14 protein-coding genes are annotated in these 19,265 nt (G+C 65.5%); 2 read left to right on the forward strand and 12 right to left on the reverse strand.

Annotated elements, in window-relative coordinates; all coding sequences use genetic code 11:
* Window positions 1-108: 108 nt before the first annotated feature.
* From BM118_RS03175 to BM118_RS03200, 6 genes are all read right to left on the reverse strand, one after another.
* Window positions 109-2,349, reverse strand: coding sequence for an O-linked N-acetylglucosamine transferase, SPINDLY family protein (locus BM118_RS03175; protein ID WP_177233979.1), 2,241 nt, complete (start codon window positions 2,347-2,349; stop codon window positions 109-111).
* Window positions 2,350-2,553: 204 nt separating this feature from the next.
* The gene (locus BM118_RS03180; RefSeq protein WP_177233980.1) at window positions 2,554-4,794 is read right to left on the reverse strand and encodes a tetratricopeptide repeat protein; all 2,241 of its coding nucleotides are present in this window, start codon (window positions 4,792-4,794) and stop codon (window positions 2,554-2,556) included.
* 100 nt (window positions 4,795-4,894) lie between these two features.
* Complete coding sequence (locus BM118_RS03185; RefSeq protein WP_092182106.1) at window positions 4,895-5,635, reverse strand: amino acid ABC transporter ATP-binding protein; 741 nt, start codon at window positions 5,633-5,635, stop codon at window positions 4,895-4,897.
* 12 nt (window positions 5,636-5,647) lie between these two features.
* Window positions 5,648-7,168 carry an amino acid ABC transporter permease gene (locus tag BM118_RS03190; RefSeq protein WP_092182110.1) on the reverse strand — a complete coding sequence of 507 codons (1,521 nt, stop codon included), beginning with the start codon at window positions 7,166-7,168 and terminating at the stop codon, window positions 5,648-5,650.
* Window positions 7,165-8,370 carry an amino acid ABC transporter permease gene (locus tag BM118_RS03195; protein ID WP_092182113.1) on the reverse strand — a complete coding sequence of 402 codons (1,206 nt, stop codon included), beginning with the start codon at window positions 8,368-8,370 and terminating at the stop codon, window positions 7,165-7,167. The genes BM118_RS03190 and BM118_RS03195 overlap by 4 nt, the downstream gene beginning before the upstream one ends.
* Window positions 8,371-8,396: 26 nt before the next feature.
* On the reverse strand, window positions 8,397-9,413 hold the full coding sequence (locus BM118_RS03200; protein ID WP_092182116.1) for an amino acid ABC transporter substrate-binding protein: 1,017 nt from the start codon (window positions 9,411-9,413) through the stop codon (window positions 8,397-8,399).
* A gap of 380 nt (window positions 9,414-9,793) precedes the next feature.
* On the opposite strand from BM118_RS03200, the gene metC reads away from it, so the two are divergent.
* Entirely contained in the window at window positions 9,794-10,978 is a 1,185-nt protein-coding gene (gene metC, locus BM118_RS03205; protein ID WP_092182119.1) for a cystathionine beta-lyase, read from the forward strand.
* A 154-nt stretch (window positions 10,979-11,132) separates the two neighbouring features.
* Window positions 11,133-12,824, forward strand: coding sequence for a Na/Pi cotransporter family protein (locus BM118_RS03210; protein WP_092182122.1), 1,692 nt, complete (start codon window positions 11,133-11,135; stop codon window positions 12,822-12,824).
* Here BM118_RS03210 and BM118_RS03215 read toward each other — a convergent pair.
* From BM118_RS03215 to pbpC, 6 genes are all read right to left on the reverse strand, one after another.
* Window positions 12,795-13,235, reverse strand: a complete 441-nt coding sequence (locus tag BM118_RS03215; protein WP_092182125.1) for a DUF3592 domain-containing protein — start codon at window positions 13,233-13,235, stop codon at window positions 12,795-12,797. The genes BM118_RS03210 and BM118_RS03215 overlap by 30 nt on opposite strands.
* Window positions 13,236-13,278: 43 nt before the next feature.
* The gene (locus BM118_RS03220) at window positions 13,279-13,617 is read right to left on the reverse strand and encodes a lipid-A-disaccharide synthase N-terminal domain-containing protein (RefSeq protein WP_027542719.1); all 339 of its coding nucleotides are present in this window, start codon (window positions 13,615-13,617) and stop codon (window positions 13,279-13,281) included.
* A complete protein-coding gene (locus BM118_RS03225; RefSeq protein ID WP_092182128.1) occupies window positions 13,614-14,348 on the reverse strand; it encodes a glycosyltransferase family 2 protein in 735 nt (244 codons plus the stop codon). The genes BM118_RS03220 and BM118_RS03225 overlap by 4 nt, the downstream gene beginning before the upstream one ends.
* 65 nt (window positions 14,349-14,413) lie before the next feature.
* A complete protein-coding gene (locus tag BM118_RS03230) occupies window positions 14,414-15,259 on the reverse strand; it encodes a phosphatase PAP2 family protein (protein WP_092182131.1) in 846 nt (281 codons plus the stop codon).
* A 1-nt stretch (window position 15,260) separates the two neighbouring features.
* Window positions 15,261-17,003 carry an ArnT family glycosyltransferase gene (locus tag BM118_RS03235; RefSeq protein ID WP_092182134.1) on the reverse strand — a complete coding sequence of 581 codons (1,743 nt, stop codon included), beginning with the start codon at window positions 17,001-17,003 and terminating at the stop codon, window positions 15,261-15,263.
* Window positions 17,004-17,053: 50 nt separating this feature from the next.
* Window positions 17,054-19,264, reverse strand: a complete 2,211-nt coding sequence (gene pbpC / locus BM118_RS03240) for a penicillin-binding protein 1C (protein WP_092182137.1) — start codon at window positions 19,262-19,264, stop codon at window positions 17,054-17,056.
* Between the last annotated feature and the right edge of the window lies 1 nt (window position 19,265).

Below are 19,265 nucleotides of genomic sequence, written 5' to 3' on the forward strand. Positions count from 1 at the left end.
TGATTCGTGTGCCTGCCCGGCCGGTCAGCGGGACCGGCAACAGCTCAGGCATATCCCGCGGCTCAACGCAGGAGCTGACTCAGGAACCGCCTGGTGCGCCCGACCTGCCTACGCAGCGTTGTCGCTTTCCGAGGCGGTCGCACAATAGTCGCGCCAGAACTGGCGATAACCCGCTTCGAGCTCACGCGTGTAGATCTCAACATTGCCGGCGGGCGAGGCCGCGATCTGAGCCGGCAACTCGGCGCGCAACTTCGCCAGATGAGCGGGCTGCGTCGCAAATTTCCGGGCGATCTCGATATAACCCTCGTCATCCTCGGCGACCCAATCGCCGAGACCGACAGCGGCCACGATGGAGGCGCCGGCGCGCGAGGAGGCACCGTTGCCGAGCTTGGCCACCACGGGAACACCCGTGTAGAGCGACTCCCAGGTGCTGATGCCGCCATTTTGCGGGAACGTATCCAGGGAAATATCGACCTTGCCAAAGGCCAGCAGGTGATCGTTGCGCGAGGTGGTGCCCAGGCAGGTGATGTTCTCCTCGGCAATGCCCTGCGCCACGAAGCGTGCGACCAGGCTATCGCGCAGCAACTGGTCATCGAGCAAACCATGCTTGAGGATGATCCGCGATCTCGGCAGTTCCCGCATCAAGCGCGACCACGTACGGATCGCATCGTCCGATATCTTGTAGATGCGGTTGAACACGCCGAAGGTGACGTAGCCGTTGCGGAGCATCGGCAGCTCGGAAGCCGGCAGGTCCGAAACGGGCTCCATCGTGATCAGGCACGGCAGATCGTGGATTTTTTCGGCAAACAAGTGCCGGACCGATGGTGGAATGAAAATGGGATCCGCGAGCACATAGTCCATGGTCTGCATGCCCGTGCCGGTCGCGTGTCCGAAGCCCGTGGCCTGGATCGGGGCCGGCTTCCGCGCGAAGACCTGCAGCCTGTTGCCGGTTGTGTGGCCCGATACGTCGATCAGGATGTCGACGTTGTCGGCCTGAATGCGATCGGCGAGTTCGTCGTCCGAAAGCTGCCAGGCGTTGACCCAGACGTCCGCCAGTTCCTTGAACCGCGCGGTGTACTCGTCCTCTCCCGGCCAAGAGTAATAGCAGATGATCTCGAATCTGGCGTGATCATGATGGCGCAACACCGGCAGAAGAGTGAGCGCCGCCGAGTGTTGCCGGAATTCGGCAGCGACATAGCCGACGACAATCCGCTTTTCCGGATCGAGCGGCCGCTGCGGCAGCTTCCGTCGCGGCAGCTTGGAGCCGATCAAGTCCCACCAATCTCGCCGCACCGCCTGCTGGAGCGCGAAATCGGCCTCGGCGCGGTAGTCCTGCAAGAAGATCTTTCCCCTGATCGCGTCCCCATAGTCCGGCCGGATCGCCAGCGCGCGATCGAGATATTCGATCGCGGCGTCCATCTCTCCCTGGTTCGAATACGCGAAGCCCATCAGCGCCAGCCCCATCTCTGAGCGCGGATTTTGCTCGATCAAGGCCGTTGCGGCGGCCATCGCCTGCGCGGTCCTTCCCATCACGAGACAGGCCTGAGCCTTGCCCCGGAGAGCCAGTTCGAGCTTGGGCGAGATCGCAAGCGCCGCCTCGAAATCCGCAAGCGCCGGCTCCAGGCGCTGCAACTCGTAACTGAGCCGCCCACGCTGGGCCAGGATCCTCGGCGAGCCGGGCTTGATCGCGAGCGCCATAGCGAGCTTGGCTGCCGCCTCGTCGTGGTGCCGCAGCTCCACGCTGACCATGCCCTTGCCGACGATGGCCTCCGCGTGACGCGGCTGAAACAGCAGGGCGCGATCGAAGCTTTCATTGGCGCGCTCGACCTGTCCGAGCAAGATCTCGACCATGCCGCGATTGCAGAACGCATCGGCATAATCCGGCTTCAACTTGATGGCGCGCTCGTGCAGCTCGAGCGCCTGTCCGTACTGCCCCAGATGCATCAGCGTATTGCCGAGATTGGTCAGCGCCACCGCGAAATTCGGCTTTAGCGCAATGGCCCTCTCCTGGCACCGCCGCGCCTCCTCGAAATTGCCGAGGTCGAAATGCACGGTCGCGAGGTTGTTATGGGCATCGTGCAGGCGCGGATCGAGCGCAATCACGCGCTCGAGCAGCTGTTGCGCCTCCTCCAGGCGGCGGCCGTCATGCGCGCACATGCCGAGCAGGTGCATGGCGTCGACATGATCCGGAAGCGCTTTGAGGATCTCACGGCATAGCGCCTCCGTCTCGGCATATCTGCCCTGGCCGTAGGCGGCGGCCGCAGCGGAGATGACGGCATCCGCCTGCTTCATCAATTTCTTCTGCAATCGCGCGTTCTGGAATGCGCGCGCGCCGCCGCTGCTCTGCAAGGTTGCTCTCCGGAGGATGGCCTTGGTGAGAGTCTAACTGATTCGCGGCCGAAGCCGGCCGGTCAGCCGGAGCGGCAACGCATCCGGGATTTCCCGGGGCTCAGGGCAGGATCTGGCGCGGGAACAGCTTCGGGCACGCACCATGAAAAGCTGACGTCGATCATCTCAGGCCTTGGACGTCCAGGTTCGGCGCGGCTGACCTGCCTACGCCACGTCGCGGGTTTCCGAGGCCGCGGCGCAGTAGTCGCGCCAGAACTGGCGATAACCCGCTTCGACCTCGCGCGTGTAGATCTCGACATTGCCGGCGGGTGAATTGGCGATCTGAGCCGGCAAATCCGCGCGCAGCTTCGTCAGATGGGCGGGCTGGGCGGCAAATTTGCACGCGATCGCGGCATAGCCCTCGTCATCCTCCGCGACCCAGTCGCCGAGGCCGACGGCTGCCACGATGGAGCCGCCAGCGCGCGCCGAGGAGCCGTTGCCGAGCTTGGCGACGACCGGAACGCCCGCATAGAGGGATTCCCAGGTGCTGATGCCGCCGTTTTGCGGGAACGTATCGAGCGAAATGTCGACATTCGCAAAGGCCCGCAGATGGTCGGCGCGCGAGGTCGAGCCCATGCAGATGACGCTCTCCTCGGCAATGCCCTGTGCCACGAACCGTGCGATCAGGCGGTCGCGCAGCAATGGATCGTCGAGCAGCCCGTTCTTGATGATGATCTTCGATCCCGTCACCTCGCACATCACTTTCGACCACACCCGGATGGCCTCGTCCGAGATCTTGAAGATGCGGTTGAACACGCCGAAGGTCACATAGCCGTTGCGGAGCATGGGAAGCTCCGACGGCGGTATATCCAGGATGGGATCGATCGTGATCAGGCTCGGCAGGTCATAGACCTTTTCGGCCAGCAGATGGCGCGCCGATTGCGGAATGAAGATCGGATCCGCGAGCACGTAGTCCATGGTCTGAAGGCCCGTACCTGTGGCGTGCCCGAAGCCCGTGACCTGGATTGGGGCCGGCTTGCGGGCGAAGACATGGAGCCTGCTGCCGGTCGTATGTCCGGACACGTCGATCAGGACATCGATCCCGTCGGCCTGGATACGATCGGCCAGTTCGTCGTCCGAAAACTGCGCGGCCTCGACCCAGACGTCTGCGCAAGCCTTGAACTTCTCGGTCATCCCATCCTGCAACGGCCAGCAGGAATAGCAGACGATCTTGAACTTGGCGTGATCATGATGGCGCATCACCGGCAACAGGGAGTACGCCGCCGAATGCTGCCTGAATTCGGAAGCGACATATCCGACCACGATCTGTCTGTCCGGATCGAGCTTGCGCGGCGACAGCGTCCTTTGCGGAAGTTTGGCGCCGATCTGATCCCACCAATATTTCCGTGCCGCCTGCTGGACCACGAAATCGGCCTCCGGCAGATAATCCAGCACGAAGATCTTGTACCCGATGGCCTCCGGAAAGTCCGGCGCGATCGCCAGCGCCGCGTCGAGATGCTCGAGCGCCGTCGCGATGTCTCCCTGGTTGACATAGCAGGCGGCCAGAAGCGCCATCCCCGCCTCGGATTGCGGATTGATCTCGAGCAGGGTCTTGACGCCCGCAATGGCCCGTACCGTGTTCCTCACGAGGATGTCGACTTGCGCCCTCCAGCACAGCGCGAGCTCGTTCCGCGGCGATAGCTCCAGCGCGGCGTCGAAATCCTCTGCCGCCTGCTGCAGCCGGGACAGAGTGAGATTGAGCCGTCCGCGCTGCACCAGAATCCGCGGTGAACCTGGCTTGAGCGCGAGCGCTGTGTCGAGGGCGGCCTCCGCTGCCTCGAAGTGCCGGAATTCGAGGCTCACCATTCCCTTGCCGGCGATCGCTTCCGCATGACCCGGCTGAAACGCCAGGGTGCGATCGAAACTCTCCCTGGCGCGCTCGAACTTGCCGATCATCAGTTCTGCCATGCCACGATTGCAAAATGCATCGGCATAGTCCGGCTTCAGCCTGATCGCGCGCTCGTGCAGTCCGATCGCCTCTTCGCCGAGGCCCATGTGCAGCAGCGTATTGCCGAGATTGGTGAGGGTGACCGGACAATTCGGCTTCAGCGCAATGGCCTTCTCCTGGCATGCGCGGGCGTCCTTGAATTTCTGGAGATCGAAATACACGGCGCCGAGATTGCCATGGGCATCGGGCGAACGCGGATCGAGCGCAACTGCGCGCTCGAGCAGGAATTGCGCGTCATCGAGCCGCCGCCCCTCGAACGCGCGCAGGCCGAGCAGGTGCGTGGCGTGGAAATGATCCGGAACCTCTTTCAAGATCTCGCGGCAGAGCATCTCGACCTCGTCAAATCTGCCCTGCCCGAGCGCCTCAATCGCGAAGGACATGACGGCGTCCGCCTGCTTCCTCAGCTTCTTTTCCAATCGCGCATTCTGGTATGCGCGCGCGCCGACACTGCTCTGCAAGGTCTCTCTCCGGAGGATGGTCCGAAAAGAGGCAAGCTGATTCGCATGGTGCGAAGCTGGTGGGTCGGTTAGGCCGGCAAGGCCTCCGGATTGCAGGTCCTCACCGCAGAATCTGGCTCAGGAACAGTTTTGTGCGGGCGTGCTGGGGGGCGGCAAAGAACTCGTTCGGGGTGTTGGCCTCGATGATCTGGCCGGCGTCCATGAACACCACGCGGTTGGCGACCTCGCGGGCAAAACCCATCTCGTGGGTGACGACGAGCATGGTCATGCCCTCCTCGGCGAGGTCCACCATGGTGTCGAGCACCTCCTTGACCATTTCAGGGTCGAGCGCCGAGGTCGGCTCGTCGAACAGCATCACTTTCGGGTTCATGGTCAGCGCGCGCGCGATCGCGACGCGCTGCTGCTGGCCGCCGGACATCTGGCCCGGAAACTTGTTGGCCTGGTGCGGGATCTTGACCCGCTCCAGGAATTTCATCGCGGTCGCCTCGGCATCCCTCTTGGGGATGTTGCGGACCCAGATCGGCGCCAGCGTGCAATTGTCCAGAACCGTCAGATGCGGGAACAGGTTGAAGCTCTGGAACACCATGCCGACCTCGCGGCGCACGGCGTCGATGTGCTTGAGGTTCGGCCCGAGCTCGATGCCGTCGACGACGATCTCGCCCTCCTGGAATTCCTCCAGCGCATTGATGCAGCGGATCAGCGTGGATTTGCCGGAGCCCGAGGGCCCGCAGATCACGATGCGCTCGCCCTTCCTCACCTCGAGGTCGATGTCGCGCAGCACGTGAAATTCGCCGTACCATTTGTTCAGGCCGGAAATCTTGACGATGGGACTATCGGACATGGTGGGCCTCGATCAATTGCGGCGGTGGGCGTTGAGGCGATGCTCGACGAACAGCGAGTAGCGTGACATTCCGAAGCAGAACAGAAAATAGATGATCCCCGCGAAGGCAAAGCCCGTGAACGCGGTCGACGGCGTCGACCATTTCGGATCCGAGAACGAGGCCCTGAGCGAGCCCAGGAGGTCGAACAGCGCCACGATCGAGACCAGCGAGGTGTCCTTGAACAGCGAGATGAAGCTGTTGACGAGGTTCGGAATGACGTGGCGCAGCGCCTGCGGCAGCACGATCAGCGAGGTCGTCTTCCACCAGGACAGCCCCAGGGCGGCCGCGGCCTCGCCCTGCCCGCGCGGGATCGCAGCGAGCCCGCCGCGGACGTTCTCGGCCTGATAGGCCCCCGTGAACAGCGCGATGCCGATCAGCGCGCGCACCAGGCCGTCGACCGTGAAATTGCCGGGCAGGAACAAGGGCAGCATATAGGTCGCGAAGAACAGCACGGTGATCAGCGGCACGCCGCGCCAGAACTCGATGAAGGCGATCGAGAAGATCCGGATCAGCGGAATGGTGGAGCGGCGGCCGAGCGCCAGCGCGATGCCGATCGGCAGCGAGGTGACGATGCCGGTGACGGAGACCACCAGCGTCACCAGCAGGCCGCCCCACAGGCTTGTCTCCACGATCGGCAGCCCGCCATGATCGAGCCCCATCAGCTTGATCACGATCGCGATGGCGACGAAGGTGACAGTGCTCGATGCGAGCGCGCGCCAGCCGGTACGTACGCCGCCGCCGAGGACAAAGGCGATCAGCGAGACGATCACGGCGGTGATGGCGAAATCGACCCAGACCGACTGGCCCGTGCCCTGGAGCTGATCGCGCAGCCAGGTCAGCGGAAAGATCAGCCAGTAGATCGCCGTGCCGACCAGCACGACGAAGTTGCCAATGACCCATAGCAGAGGGGCGATGGCCGACGTCTTGCTGAGATTGAGCAGGGCCTGCCCTGCCCCGATGATGCTGTCGTCGAACAATTGCAGGAGGCCGGCCGTCCAGCTCAGGCCGAAGCCGGCGATGCCGCCGCCGCGCAGCAGGAAGAATGCGACCACCGGAAAGGCGAAGAAGAACAGGCCGGCGTTCAGCCCTTTCGACGGCAGGCGCGGAACGAGCAGCGGCACCAGCAGAGCCGCCGCCAGGAAGAGCGTGAGGTTGACCCGCCAGCGCTCGGCCTCGGGGTAGAAGCCGTAGATCAGTTGCGGCAGCTTGGCCTGGATGTAAGGCCAGCAGGCGCCGACCGCAAATCCGGCATTCTCGGTCAGGCAGGCCGTGCGATCCTTGCCGGCCCAGACCGCATCGACCAGCAGGAACCTGACCGAGGGAATGATGGTGAACCAGAGCAGCAAGGCGCCCACGATCGTGAGCAGAATGTTGGTCGGCGAGTTGAACAGGCGCGTGCGCATCAGGCCGACGAAGCCCGTGGTCTTCACCGGCGCGGGACGCTCGGTGAGCAGGTTCTGGCGGACGAAGGTGGACGAGGTGATGTCGGTCATGCGCCCAGACTCCGGCTGACGCGCCAACCGTAGACGCTCATGACGGCGCTGGTGACGAGCGAGATCAAGAGATAGACGCCCATCGTCATGGCGATGATCTCGATCGCCTGCCCGGTCTGGCTCAGCGACGTGCCGGCGAACACCGACACCAGGTCAGGATAGCCGATGGCAACGGCAAGCGAGGAGTTCTTGGTGAGATTGAGATACTGGTTGGTCAGCGGCGGCACGATGACGCGCATCGCCTGCGGCACGACGATCAGCCGGAGCGTGGTGCCGCGGCTCAAGCCCAGCGAGGCCCCCGCCTCCATCTGTCCCTTGTGCACGGACAGGATGCCGGCGCGCACGATCTCGGCGATGAAGGCTGCGGTATAGGTCGACAAGGCGACCGTCAGCGCCACGAACTCAGGGATGATGCGCGAGCCGCCGGCGAAATTGAAACCCTTGAGCTGCGGCAGCTCGAAGGTGAAGGGCAGCCCGAACACCAGCATCGTGACCAGCGGCAGTCCGAACAGCAGGGCCAGCACATAAGGCCAGATGCGGATCACCTGCCCGCGCTGGAACAGTGCGCGCCGCGCATGGAAGCGCAAGGCCAGCGATGCGACGATGCCGAGGACCAGCATCGCCAGGAACGGCTCGAACCCGCTCTCGCCGATCGGACGGGGAATGACGAGACCGCGATTGCTGACGAAGGCGATGCCGAGCAGCGAAATGCTCTGCCGCGGATTTGGCAGCGCCGCGAGCACCGCCAGGTACCAGAACAGGATCTGGAACAGCAGCGGCAGGTTGCGGATGATCTCGACATAGAGCTCGCCGATGCGCGACAGCAGCCAGTTGGGCGACAGCCGGCACAGCGCGACGACGAAGCCGATCACGGTGGCGAAGACGATGCCGACCACCGAGACCACGAGCGTGTTCAAGAGCCCGACCACGAACACGCGCAGGAACGTGTCCGAGCCGGTGTAGGGGATCAGGGTCTGGTTGACGTCGAAGCCGGCATTGTTCCTGAGGAAGCCGAAGCCGGCGGCAATGTGCTGGTTTTCGAGGTTGGCGCGGGCGTTGGAGACGATCTCATAACCGATCCAGCCCAGGATCGCCGCAAAGGCAAACTGGACGGCGACGCCGTTCCAGCCTGCCTTGCCGCCCAGGATGCGCCTGATCTTCAGCGCGATCTGGGCCGGCGGTTTTCGAGCCTCGGTGCTCATCGCCGCGTGCCGCCGATCAAGCGGGATCAGCGGATCGGCGGCGCGTACTGGAGACCGCCCTTGTTCCAGAGATTGTTGAAACCGCGGTTGATGGCGAGCGGCGAGCCCGCGCCGACGTTGCGATCAAACACCTCGCCGTAATTGCCGACCGCCTTCACGATCCGGACCACCCAGTCCTTGGTCAGGCCGAGCTGTTCGCCGAAATTGCCGTCGCTGCCGAGCACGCGCTTCAGCTCCGGGCTTTCCAGTTTCGCCTTCTCGTCGACGTTCTTCGAGGTCACGCCGAGCTCTTCGGTGGTGACGAGGGCGAACAGCGTCCATTTCACGATGTCGAACCACTGGTCGTCGCCGTGGCGCACCATCGGGCCGAGCGGCTCCTTCGAGATGATCTCCGGGAGCACCATGTGGTCATTGGGATTGGCGAGCTTGAGGCGGTTGGCGTAGAGGCCCGACTGGTCGGTGGTGAAGACGTCGCAGCGGCCGGCCTCATAGGCCTTGACCGTCTCGTCGTTGGTGCCGAACGCGATCACCTCGTACTTCATGTTGTTGGCCTTGAAGTAGTCGGCCAGATTCTGCTCGGTGGTGGTGCCGGTCTGCACGCAGACCGAGGCGCTGTTGAGTTCGAGCGCGGAATTCACCTTGAGCGACTTCTTCACCATGAAGCCCTGCCCGTCGTAGTAGGTCACGCCGGTGAAGTTGGCGCCCAGCGAGGTGTCGCGCGAGATGGTCCAGGTGGTGTTGCGCGAGAGCACGTCGATTTCGCCGGATTGCAGCGCCGTGAAACGGTCCTTGGCCGAGGTCGGCACGAACTTGACCTTGGTCGGGTCATTGAAGATGGCCGCCGCGATCGCACGGCAGACGTCGACGTCGAGCCCGGTCCAGTTGCCCTTGTCGTCGGGTGCGGAGAAGCCCGGCAGGCCCTGGCTGACGCCGCAGGACAGCGTGCCCCGGTCCTTGACGGTCTTGAGTGTTTGCGCATCGGCGGCTTGGGCAGTCAGGCCGGCGGCGAGAGCAAGAGTGAGAGCCAGGGTTACGCGTTTCATGGGGTGAAGGCCTTTCAAGGTCGTCTCAAGGTCAGGAATGTTGTCTCAGGATCGTCTCTGCCAGGGTGAGCCCTGCAAGAGTCATGCTGGAAAACCTTGCCGAACACTCGCCGATCTCGGGAGGCCATACCTTAATCCCCGCCGCAGGCGCCCGCCATTATGGCTGTGGCGCAAGGTCCGGTCAGACGATGGATCGAAGGTCGCGGCAGGCCCCTCAACATGCGGCGACTGAATAGCACCTGCGCATCACAGAACGACTGGCGAGCCGGGTCAAGGGGTTGACGGGACTCTTCTGTGTTCTGTTATTAACGACAGCGGCCTTTCGGCCGGCCCGCGGGGCGCATCGCGCCTGGCGGAAACGCAGTTTTGAAAGCAGACGCATGGATTCCTCGCACCCCTCCCAGCAGCAGGCCGAGACCCGGCTGGTGACCTCCGGCCGCGACACCAAGGCGCAGAAGGGGTTCGTCAATCCGCCGGTGTTCCACGGCTCGACCGTGCTCTATCCGACCGCCGAGGACCTGCATGCCCATCGCGGCGAGTTCACTTACGGCCGCCACGGCACCCCGACGACCAGGGCTTTCCAGGACACGCTGACGGCGTTGGAGGGGCCGCAATGCGCCGGGGTCGGCATCGTGCCATCAGGGCTGTCGGCGATCTCCACCACCCTGCTCTCGGTGCTGAAGACCGGCGACCACATTCTGGTTTGCGACAATGTCTATCGACCCACACGCAATTTCTGCAACGGCATGCTCGCCCGCTACGGCGTCGAGACCACCTATTTCGATCCGCTGATCGGCGCCGGCATCGACAAGCTGTTCAAGCCCAACACCCGCGCGGTTCTGGTCGAGGCGCCGGGCTCGCAATCGTTCGAGATGCCCGACATCCGCGCCATCGCCGAGGTCGCGCATGCCCGCGACGCGCTCGTCATCGACGACAACACCTGGGCAACCCCGCTCTATCACCGCTCGCTTGAGCAGGGCGTCGACATCAGCATGCAGGCGGCGACCAAATATATCGGCGGCCATTCCGACATCATGTTCGGCACCATCTCGGCCAATGCCAAGGCTTGGCCGCAGATTGCCGAGGGCATCCGCCTGCTCGGCGTGTGCGCCGGGCCCGACGACGTCTTCCTGGCGCTGCGCGGCTTGCGCACGCTGTCGGTGCGGCTCGCGCAGCATCATCGTTCCGGCCTCGACATGGCGCGCTGGCTCGCCGCCCGTCCCGAGGTCGCGCGCGTGCTGCATCCGGCGCTCGAGACCGATCCCGGCCACGCCATCTGGAAGCGCGACTTCACCGGCGCCTCCGGCCTGTTCAGCATCGTGCTGAAGCCGGCGCCGCAGCAGGCCGTCGACACCATGCTCAACACGCTCAAGCTGTTCGGCATGGGCTTCTCCTGGGGCGGCTTCGAGAGCCTTGCGATTCCCTTCGATTGCGACGGCTATCGCACCGCGACCAAGTGGGCGCCGGGCGGCCCTACCTTGCGTCTCCACATCGGCCTCGAAAGCACCGACGACCTCAAGGCCGATCTCGATCGCGGCTTCGCTGCCCTCAAAGCGGCAATGTGAGCCTGCTCACAAGGCATCGCGCCTGAGGACGCGGCATCCGCGCCTCGGGAACGCGCAGCCGCCGCAAGCGTTAACGCCGACGCGCCAACAAATGGTTTGATCCTCAACCATTTGGCGCTAGCTTCACCAATCGACTCTAGTCCGGACACGGAGCATGGGAACGTTGGTTCTGCTCGATCTGATGGGCGGCGTGGCGCTGTTGTTGTGGGGCCTGCACATGGTCCACAGCGGGATCCTGCGCGCCTTCGGCCCGGATCTCCGCCGCCTGCTCGGCAAGGCGCTCGGCAACCGTATCAGCGCCTTCGCCGCCGGCCTCGGGCTCACCGCGCTGCTCCAGAGCAGCACGGCGACCGCCCTGATCACCAGCTCGTTCACCGCCGAGGGCCTCGTCGGCCTCGCCGCCGCGCTTGCCATCATGCTGGGGGCCAATGTCGGCACGACGCTGATCGTGCAGGTGCTCTCGTTCAACATCGCCGCCGTCGCGCCCGTGCTGTTCGTGCTCGGCCTGTTCGCCTTCCGCTCCGGACCGCGCTCGCGGATCAAGGACATCGGCCGCGTCTGCATCGGCCTCGGATTGATGCTGCTGTCGCTGCACATCCTGCTCGACACGCTGGCGCCGGCCGAGAACGCGCCCGGCGTGCGCGTCGCGATGGCGGCGATCACGGGCGATCCCATCCTGTGCATCGTCGTCGCCGCGCTCGTCACCTGGGCGGTGCATTCGAGCGTCGCCAGCGTGCTGCTGATCATGTCGCTGGCCTATTCGCAATTCATCACGCCTTATGCAGCGCTGGCCTTGGTGCTGGGGGCCAATCTCGGCAGCGCCATCAACCCCGTGTTCGAAGGGGCCAGGCGCGACGATCCCGCGAGCTACCGCCTGCCGGTCGGCAATCTCGTCAACCGCGTGGTCGGGATTGCACTGGTGCTGCCATTTCTGAGCGTGATCGCCGAGCACATGCACGCCTGGCAGCCGGATCTTGCCAGGATGACGGCGGCCTTTCACATCGCCTTCAATGTGGGCACCGCCATCATCTTCATCGGCCTGCTCGACACCATGTCGCGCCTGTTGACCCGCCTCTTGCCCGATCGCGTGCAGGAGACCGACCCGACCCGCCCGCGCTATCTTGACGAGACCGCGCTCGAGACGCCCTCGCTGGCGCTCGCCGACGCCGCCCGCGAGACGCTGCGGATGGGCGACTTCGTCGAGGTGATGCTGCGCAAGGTCATGGCCGCGATGATGACGGGCGACCGTGCCCTGGTCGACCAGGTCTCGAAGATGGACAATGTCGTCGACGGCCTGGATGAAGCCATCAAGCTTTACGTGACGAAACTGATGCGGGGCAGCCTCGACGAGAGCGAGGGGCGGCGCGCGATGGAGATCATCTCCTTCGCCATCAACCTCGAACACATCGGCGACATCATCGACAAGAGTCTGAGCGAGCTTGCGACCAAGAAGATCAAGCGCCGCTTCCAGTTCTCGGCCGAGGGCTCCGAGGAGCTCGCCGCCTTCCACAAGCGCACGATGGAATCGCTGCGGATCGCCTTCGGCGTGTTCATGTCGGGCGATGCGAATGAAGCGCGCAAGCTGCTGGTGGAGAAGACCACGCTGAAGAACACCGAGCTTGCCGCCGTCGAGCGCCATCTCGACCGCCTGCGCGAGGGCCGCCCCGAGACCATCGAGACCACCTCGCTGCACCTCGACGTGCTGCGCGATCTGCGCCGCATCCACTCGCATATCTGCTCGGTCGCGTATCCCGTGCTGGATGCCGCGGGCGAGCCGTATCGCAGGACCGAGGCCGAGACGGCCACCCTGCCCGCGTCAGGCGCGGCCTCGGCGCTGCCGCGCTAGCCCGGCACGTAGAATGACCGCGCCGCCTGCCAGGAGCAGGCCCGCGCCGCAAAGCAGGACCGGAGCGATCCACAGCGTCAGGAACGACAGCAGCCGCGCATCCTCGGGCCGGCGGGGATCGTAGGCGATCCTGACCCGTTCACCGTCCGAATAGGGCTGCGCGGTCGATCCTGACGACGACGTGAATGTCATCGAGCGGCCGTCGCCCGTCACGAATTGAAACGTCGAATAGAGAAACGTCCCACCATGATTGCCGCCGCTTCGCGCGACAGCGCCGGAGAAACGCGCGTCCGTCTGCTCGGCTCTTGCGAGGAATGCGACGGTGCTGCCAAGCTCGAAAAGGCCGAGCCCAAGCAAGACCAGGCCGACCAGGACAACCGACACGAACAGGACTATCGATAATTTGCGCATGCCGATCGTGAAATCCGGATGCCCTGCCGCACGCAGTCTTTGATCAACGCTCCAGCGTCTTCGACGCGCGGCCGCGGTTCTTGATGATCAGCATGATGTTGCGGATGTAGATCACCGTGGCCAGCGCCTGTCCGAGGATGATCACGGGCTCGCGCTTCACGACGCCGTAGACCAGTGTCATCAGGCCGCCGCCCATCGAGCAGAACCAGAACGCCATCGGCACCACGCTGTTGCCGGCGCGCTCGCTCGCGATCCACTGCACCAGGAAGCGCGCGGTGAAGAACAGCTGCGCGACCAGGCCGAACGCGAGCCAGAAGTCGAACTTGGCGACGAAGACGTCGTAGAGATAGTTGCTCAGCGCCTGGCCGTACTGGATGATCATGCCGTCACCTCGGTCACGTCTGGTGTGGGCTTCTTGCGGCGGATCAGCCACCACACGCCGGCGAGATCCATGATCCCGATCCAGAGCCGGTCGAAGAAGCCGTAGTTGGACACGCCGGAGCGGCGCGGCCGGTCGATCACGTCGACATAGGCGATGTCGTAGCCTTCACGCCGCACCAGCGCCGGCAGGAAGCGGTGCAGCCCGTCGAAATAGGGCATCGCGAGGAAGACCTCGCGCCGGAACGCCTTCAACCCGCAGCCGGTGTCGCGCGTGCCGTCCTTCAGGATGGCGTTGCGGACCTTGTTCGCCACGCGCGACTGGAATTTCTTGAACCCCGTGTCCTTGCGTCCGACGCGCTGGCCCGCCGCGAGCCCGACACGGGCGCCCTTCTCGACCGCCGCGATCAGGTCCGGCAGGAAGGCCGGATTGTTCTGGCCGTCGCCGTCCAGCGTGGCCACGATCGCGCCGCGCGCGGCGCGCACGCCGCTGCGCACGGCGGCGGACTGGCCGCCGGATTTCGCGTGACGGAGCTGACGCAGATTGCCCCGCTGCGCCATGATGGCATTGAGCCGCTCGCCGGTCGTATCGGTCGAACCGTCATTGACGTAGATGATCTCGTAATCCCAGCGGCCGTCGAGCGCCGCTGTGATCTCCTCGATCAGGGGCGCGATGTTGTCGGCTTCGTTGCGCACGGGAACGACGATGGAGACCGAAGGCTGGGACGTCGACAAATGAGGCTCGTGGTTGGAATTGGCCTGCGCCTCGGGGAACCGGTGGCCCCGGCAGGCAGCCGCTTTTATGGGGCGGAGGCCCCGCGGGCAACCCTTTTGAGGCGGCCCGAGACCGGCCCTGCGATGGGCACAATGGTGCCGTCGGCACGGATGGCGAAGCCGAGCCGCCGGGCCGCGAACCAGTAGCGGACCGCCATGGTGCCGACCATGCCGACCAGGGCGCCGGCCACGACGTCGCTCGGATGATGCGCGAGCAGCACCAGGCGCGTCAGCAGGATCACGATTGCGTAAGTGAACATGAAGACGCGCAGCCGCGGCCACAGCGCCGAGACTGCAAACGCCAGGGCGAACGCCGTCACCGCATGGCCTGATGGCAGGCTGGCATAGGCCCCCGTTCCCTCGAACGGTATGAAATTGAACGGATCGGCCTTGCCGCCGACGAACGGACGCCCGCGGCCGATGAGATATTTCAGGATCTCGGTGACGAACACCGACAGGGCAACGGACAGAAACAAGAATTGCAGCCGCGTGCCGAGGCCGAGCAGCAGCGCGCGGCGGGTTCCGTGAAACCCTGCCGCAGCGACTGCCAGCGCCACCAGCGCGACCCCCAGCACCGAGAGCACATACTCGTCCTTGCCGAAATCGGTCAGGATGCGGATCGGCCACAGGCCGGGCGTGCCGCGCGCCGGCATCAGCTGGATCTCGGTCTGGTCGAACGCGAGCATCAGCGCAATGACCAGGGCTGCGCCTGCCACGCTGAGCCACAGCGAATGCCGCGCCAGCTTTCGGGCGGCCTCGGCACGGCGCGAGTGCGAGGGCGTGCGGACAAGCTGCGCCAGCGCATGCCAGGACACGGCGAGCAATTGCGCGGGATAGCCCGCGCGCGGCGCGATGTTGGTCGAAGCCGGCATCCTATTCGGTGCCTTCCGAGCGGAAGATCGAGATCGAGATCGCGCGCCCTTGCGAGAAATTGTAGCCGTCGATGCGCGCGCCGACCTTGTAGCGCAGCCCGATCGCCTCGGCGCGCTGCACGAAGCTGCGCTCCGAGCGCTGCTCGATCAGCGCGAAGCGGCAGCTGCCCTGCCGCAGGAAGTCCGCCGCCCCCGAACCGTCGGTGAGCAGCGTCTGGCTGCCCGTCAAAAACACGAGGCTCGGCTCGTGATAGCCGGCAGCGGCCGCCTTCGGCCCGACGCAGGTAACGTTGCGCAGCGCGCGCGCGACCTCGATGCTCGGAAACACCGGCGTCAGCGACGGCAGCACGATGCCGTAGACCACGACCGCCAGCATCAGGGCAGCGACCAGCGCGTTCAGCACCGAGCGCTCGGCGTGGTTGGTGTCGAACAGCCACCAGGCGAACAGGCCGAAGATCAGCGACGCCGCGATGAACGGCCAGGCCACGAAAGCCGGCTGCCGCGTCAGCATCACCGCGCCGACCACCGCGATGATCGAGGCCGCCGCGGGGATCGCGAACCACCAGGCCGAGCCGCGCATCAGCCAGGAGCGCGACAGCACGCGCCGCTCCAGCGCGCCGACGGTCAGGATCGCGATCGCCGGGTACAGCGGCAGCACGTAATGCGGCAGCTTGGTCAGCACCGCCTCGAACACGATCCAGGACGGGATCAGCCAGGCCAGCAAAAACTGCGCGCCGGGCTCACGCCGCGCCCGCCACACCGCAGGTGCCGCCATCGCCGCGAGCGGCGCGCCCGGCCAGAAGGTGATCCAGAACAGCGCGAGGTACAGTCCGGGCGGCGCGCCGTGGGATTCCTGCGCGCCGATCTTGCTCAGCATGTCGCCGCCGACGGAATCGGCGAAGAAGGCATCGCCCGCGCGCCAGAAGATCGCGACGAACCAGGGCAACACCAGCACCAGCATCCACATCAGGCCCCAGAGCGGGCGCAGCTTCCACAGCCAGGAAGCGTCGCGGTCCTGGATCGCGAGCGCGACAATGGTCAGGCCTGCGAACATCAGGATCAGCGGGCCCTTGATCAGGATGCCGACGGCGAGCGCGGTCCAGAAGATCGCGGGCCAGCTCCAGGGCGGATGCGTCTCGTCCTCGGCGCGCTGCCACGACAGATAGGCCCGCGCCATCGCGCCCATCGCGGCGGTCACGCAAAACAGCAGCATCGCGTCGGTCTTCGCGAGCCGCGCCTCGACGCCGAGCAGCACGGAGGCGCACATCAGGAGTGCCGCGAGCACGGCGCCGCGCCGCGTGACGAAGCCGAGCGCCGCCCAATAGGTCATGAGCACGGCGCCGATCGCCCCTAACAGCGAGGGCAGCCGATAGACCCAGATCCGCAACTCGGCCTTCGGCAGCTTGAGTGCCGCGGCGGTTTCGACCGCCGCGGATTGCAGCCAGTAGATGCCGACCGGCTTCTTGTAGCGGACGTCCTCCTGGAAGCGGATGTCGACATAGTCGCCGCTCTCCACCATCTGCTTGGTGGCCTGGGCAAAGCGCGCCTCGTCGCGGTCGACAGGCGGGATCGTGAAGAAGCCCGGCAGGAACAGCAGCAGCGCGCACAGCACCAGAAAGGCCACCGCGCGGGCGTGGCTGGCCGTAGCGACATCGAGCATCGACACCAGCCGGCTGCCCGGATTTACGGGCGATTTCGGCTCGCGGGGGGCTCCAAAACGGGGGCTGGGGAAGGTCTCGGCCATTGGTTCCGCTTACGCTGAAACCGTCATTCCGACAACCGGTTAAGGCCGGGTCACTGAATTCGAATGACAACTGTGTCCGCGGCGCCAGTGGCATCGATCACGGTGAGCCGCGCAAAGCCCGGACCGGGCGGATCAATCAGCCGCTGGCGGCGCCCGTCGATCTCGCCGCGCGCCGTACCGTTAACCATGACGGTCATGGGCAGGACGCCGCCGGCGACCTTGACCGGCATGGCTGCGGCCTCAGAGCCAGCCGACCGATCGACGTCGATCCGCGAGCCGTTCAGCGGGAACTGGATGTGTAGCGCCTGCTCGCCGCCGCTCCGCACCAGTTCCCCGACCGGGCGGAACCGCCTCAGGGGCAACGGCAGTTTTGCGTTGCTGGCGACCAGGGTTCCCTTGGGCGGCTTCGGCAACGGCGTCAGCGTCTTGCCGGTCCGGGCGAAGGCGTCGAACAGGATCGGCGCGGCGGCGACGCGTCCGATCAGGCCGGGAACCGGCGCGCCGTCGGGCCGGCCGACCCAGACGCCGATGGTCATGCGGCCGTCGAAGCCGACCGACCAGGCGTCGCGATAGCCGTAGGAGGTGCCGGTCTTGAAGGCGATCCGGTTGTGGGCGGCATTTTCCGGCGGCGGCGTGCCCAGCAGCACGTTGCCGACCTGCCAGGCCGCGACCTGATCCAGCAGCCGCAGCGGGTCGCGGTCGTCCTTGGCAGCCACGACCTCGCGCAGCGGCTTGGTGGTGCCGAGCCGGGCGAAGCCCGCATAGAGCTGGGCGAGGTCCTGAAGCGTCACCCCGACGCCACCCAGGCCCATGGCGAGCCCGGGCGCTTCGTCCTTCGGCAGAACCAGATTGCCGCCAGCCTGCCGCAGCCGCGACGCCAGCCGGCTCGCGCCGACGCGGTCGAGCAGCACGATCGCCGGCACGTTCAGCGACAATTGCAGCGCCTTCTTCACCGGCACCGTACCCTGGAACGTCATGTCGAAATTTTCCGGCGCGTAGGAGCCGAAGCGGACGGGGCGGTCGTCGATCAGGCTGTCGGGATGGACGAAGCCGTCCTCGAAGGCGAGGCCGTAGATGAAGGGCTTGAGCGTCGATCCCGGCGAGCGAATGGCGCGCGTCATGTCGACCTGCCCTGCCCGGCTCTCGTCGAAATAATCCGCCGAGCCGACGCGCGCGAGCACGTCGCCGCTCTCGTTGTCGACCACGATGATGCCGACCGAGATGTTCGGCCCAAGCGCAACGGCGCGGTCGCGCGCCAGCGGCTCCAGCACCTTCTGGAGATTGGCGTCCAACGTCAGCTTGATGACAGGCGTATCCTTGACCGTTGCAAACGCGGTGTCGGAAGCATGCGGCGCCAGGATCGGCATTGGCTTGCGCAGTTTCGGCACGGGCACGGCCTTGGCCTGCTTTGCGTCCTCGGGGCTGACCACATGCTCCTCGACCATGCGGTCGAGCACGCGATCGCGGGCTTTGAGCGCCGCATCGGGATAGCGGTCGAGCCGGCGCGTCTCCGGCGATTGCGGCAGCGCGACCAGCAACGCAGCCTCGGCCAGCGACAGCCGCTTCGGCTCCTTGCCGAGATAGGCGATCGAGGCGGCGCGGATGCCTTCGAGATTGCCGCCATACGGCGCCAGCGCGAGATAGAGGTCGAGGATTTCGCTCTTGCCGAGGGTCCGCTCGATCTCGATCGCGCGCACCATCTGCCGCAGCTTTGCATAGAGCGAGCGCTGCCGCCGCGGCTCCATCAGCCGCGCCAGCTGCATGGTGATGGTCGAGCCGCCGGACACGATTTGGCCGCGCGTTCCGAGCTGCAACGCGGCACGGCCCAGTGCCAGCGGATCGATACCGTCATGGGCGTAGAAGCGCTGGTCCTCGTAGGCGAGCAGCAGTTTGAGATAGATCGGATCGACGTTCGTGTTGGCGTCGACCGGAAGCCGCCAGCGCCCGTCCGCCATCGCATAGGCCCGCAGCAGTTTGCCGTTGCGGTCGACGATGGTGGTGGAGACCTGGCGGGACTCGTCGAGTGGCAACGGGCCGAGCGCGTAGACCCAGCCGACGAAGGTGATGATGGCGAGGATGAGTGTGAGTGCTGCTGCCGAGAGGAGGCGATGGCCCCTGCCCTGCACTCCGCTGTTGTCATTCCGGGATGGTCCGAAGGACCAGACCCGGAATCTCGAGATTCTCAGGCGCGCAATTGCGCACCGTAGTTCGGTGCTGCGCACCGCCCCGGAATGACGAGTTGAGATCGGAGCGTCAGTCATT

Source organism: Bradyrhizobium sp. cf659 (assembly GCF_900113725.1).
In the GTDB taxonomy this organism is placed as follows: domain Bacteria; phylum Pseudomonadota; class Alphaproteobacteria; order Rhizobiales; family Xanthobacteraceae; genus Bradyrhizobium.

Coding starts and splice junctions, on each gene's coding strand:
- BM118_RS03185 (WP_092182106.1), bottom strand. CDS start 5,635: ATGTCCGATAGTCCCATCGTCAAGATTTCCGGCCTGAACAAATGGTAC.
- BM118_RS03190 (WP_092182110.1), bottom strand. CDS start 7,168: ATGACCGACATCACCTCGTCCACCTTCGTCCGCCAGAACCTGCTCACC.
- BM118_RS03195 (WP_092182113.1), bottom strand. CDS start 8,370: ATGAGCACCGAGGCTCGAAAACCGCCGGCCCAGATCGCGCTGAAGATC.
- BM118_RS03200 (WP_092182116.1), bottom strand. CDS start 9,413: ATGAAACGCGTAACCCTGGCTCTCACTCTTGCTCTCGCCGCCGGCCTG.
- metC (WP_092182119.1), top strand. CDS start 9,794: ATGGATTCCTCGCACCCCTCCCAGCAGCAGGCCGAGACCCGGCTGGTG.
- BM118_RS03210 (WP_092182122.1), top strand. CDS start 11,133: ATGGGAACGTTGGTTCTGCTCGATCTGATGGGCGGCGTGGCGCTGTTG.
- BM118_RS03215 (WP_092182125.1), bottom strand. CDS start 13,235: ATGCGCAAATTATCGATAGTCCTGTTCGTGTCGGTTGTCCTGGTCGGC.
- BM118_RS03220 (WP_027542719.1), bottom strand. CDS start 13,617: ATGATCATCCAGTACGGCCAGGCGCTGAGCAACTATCTCTACGACGTC.
- BM118_RS03230 (WP_092182131.1), bottom strand. CDS start 15,259: ATGCCGGCTTCGACCAACATCGCGCCGCGCGCGGGCTATCCCGCGCAA.
- BM118_RS03235 (WP_092182134.1), bottom strand. CDS start 17,003: ATGGCCGAGACCTTCCCCAGCCCCCGTTTTGGAGCCCCCCGCGAGCCG.
- pbpC (WP_092182137.1), bottom strand. CDS start 19,264: ATGACTGACGCTCCGATCTCAACTCGTCATTCCGGGGCGGTGCGCAGC.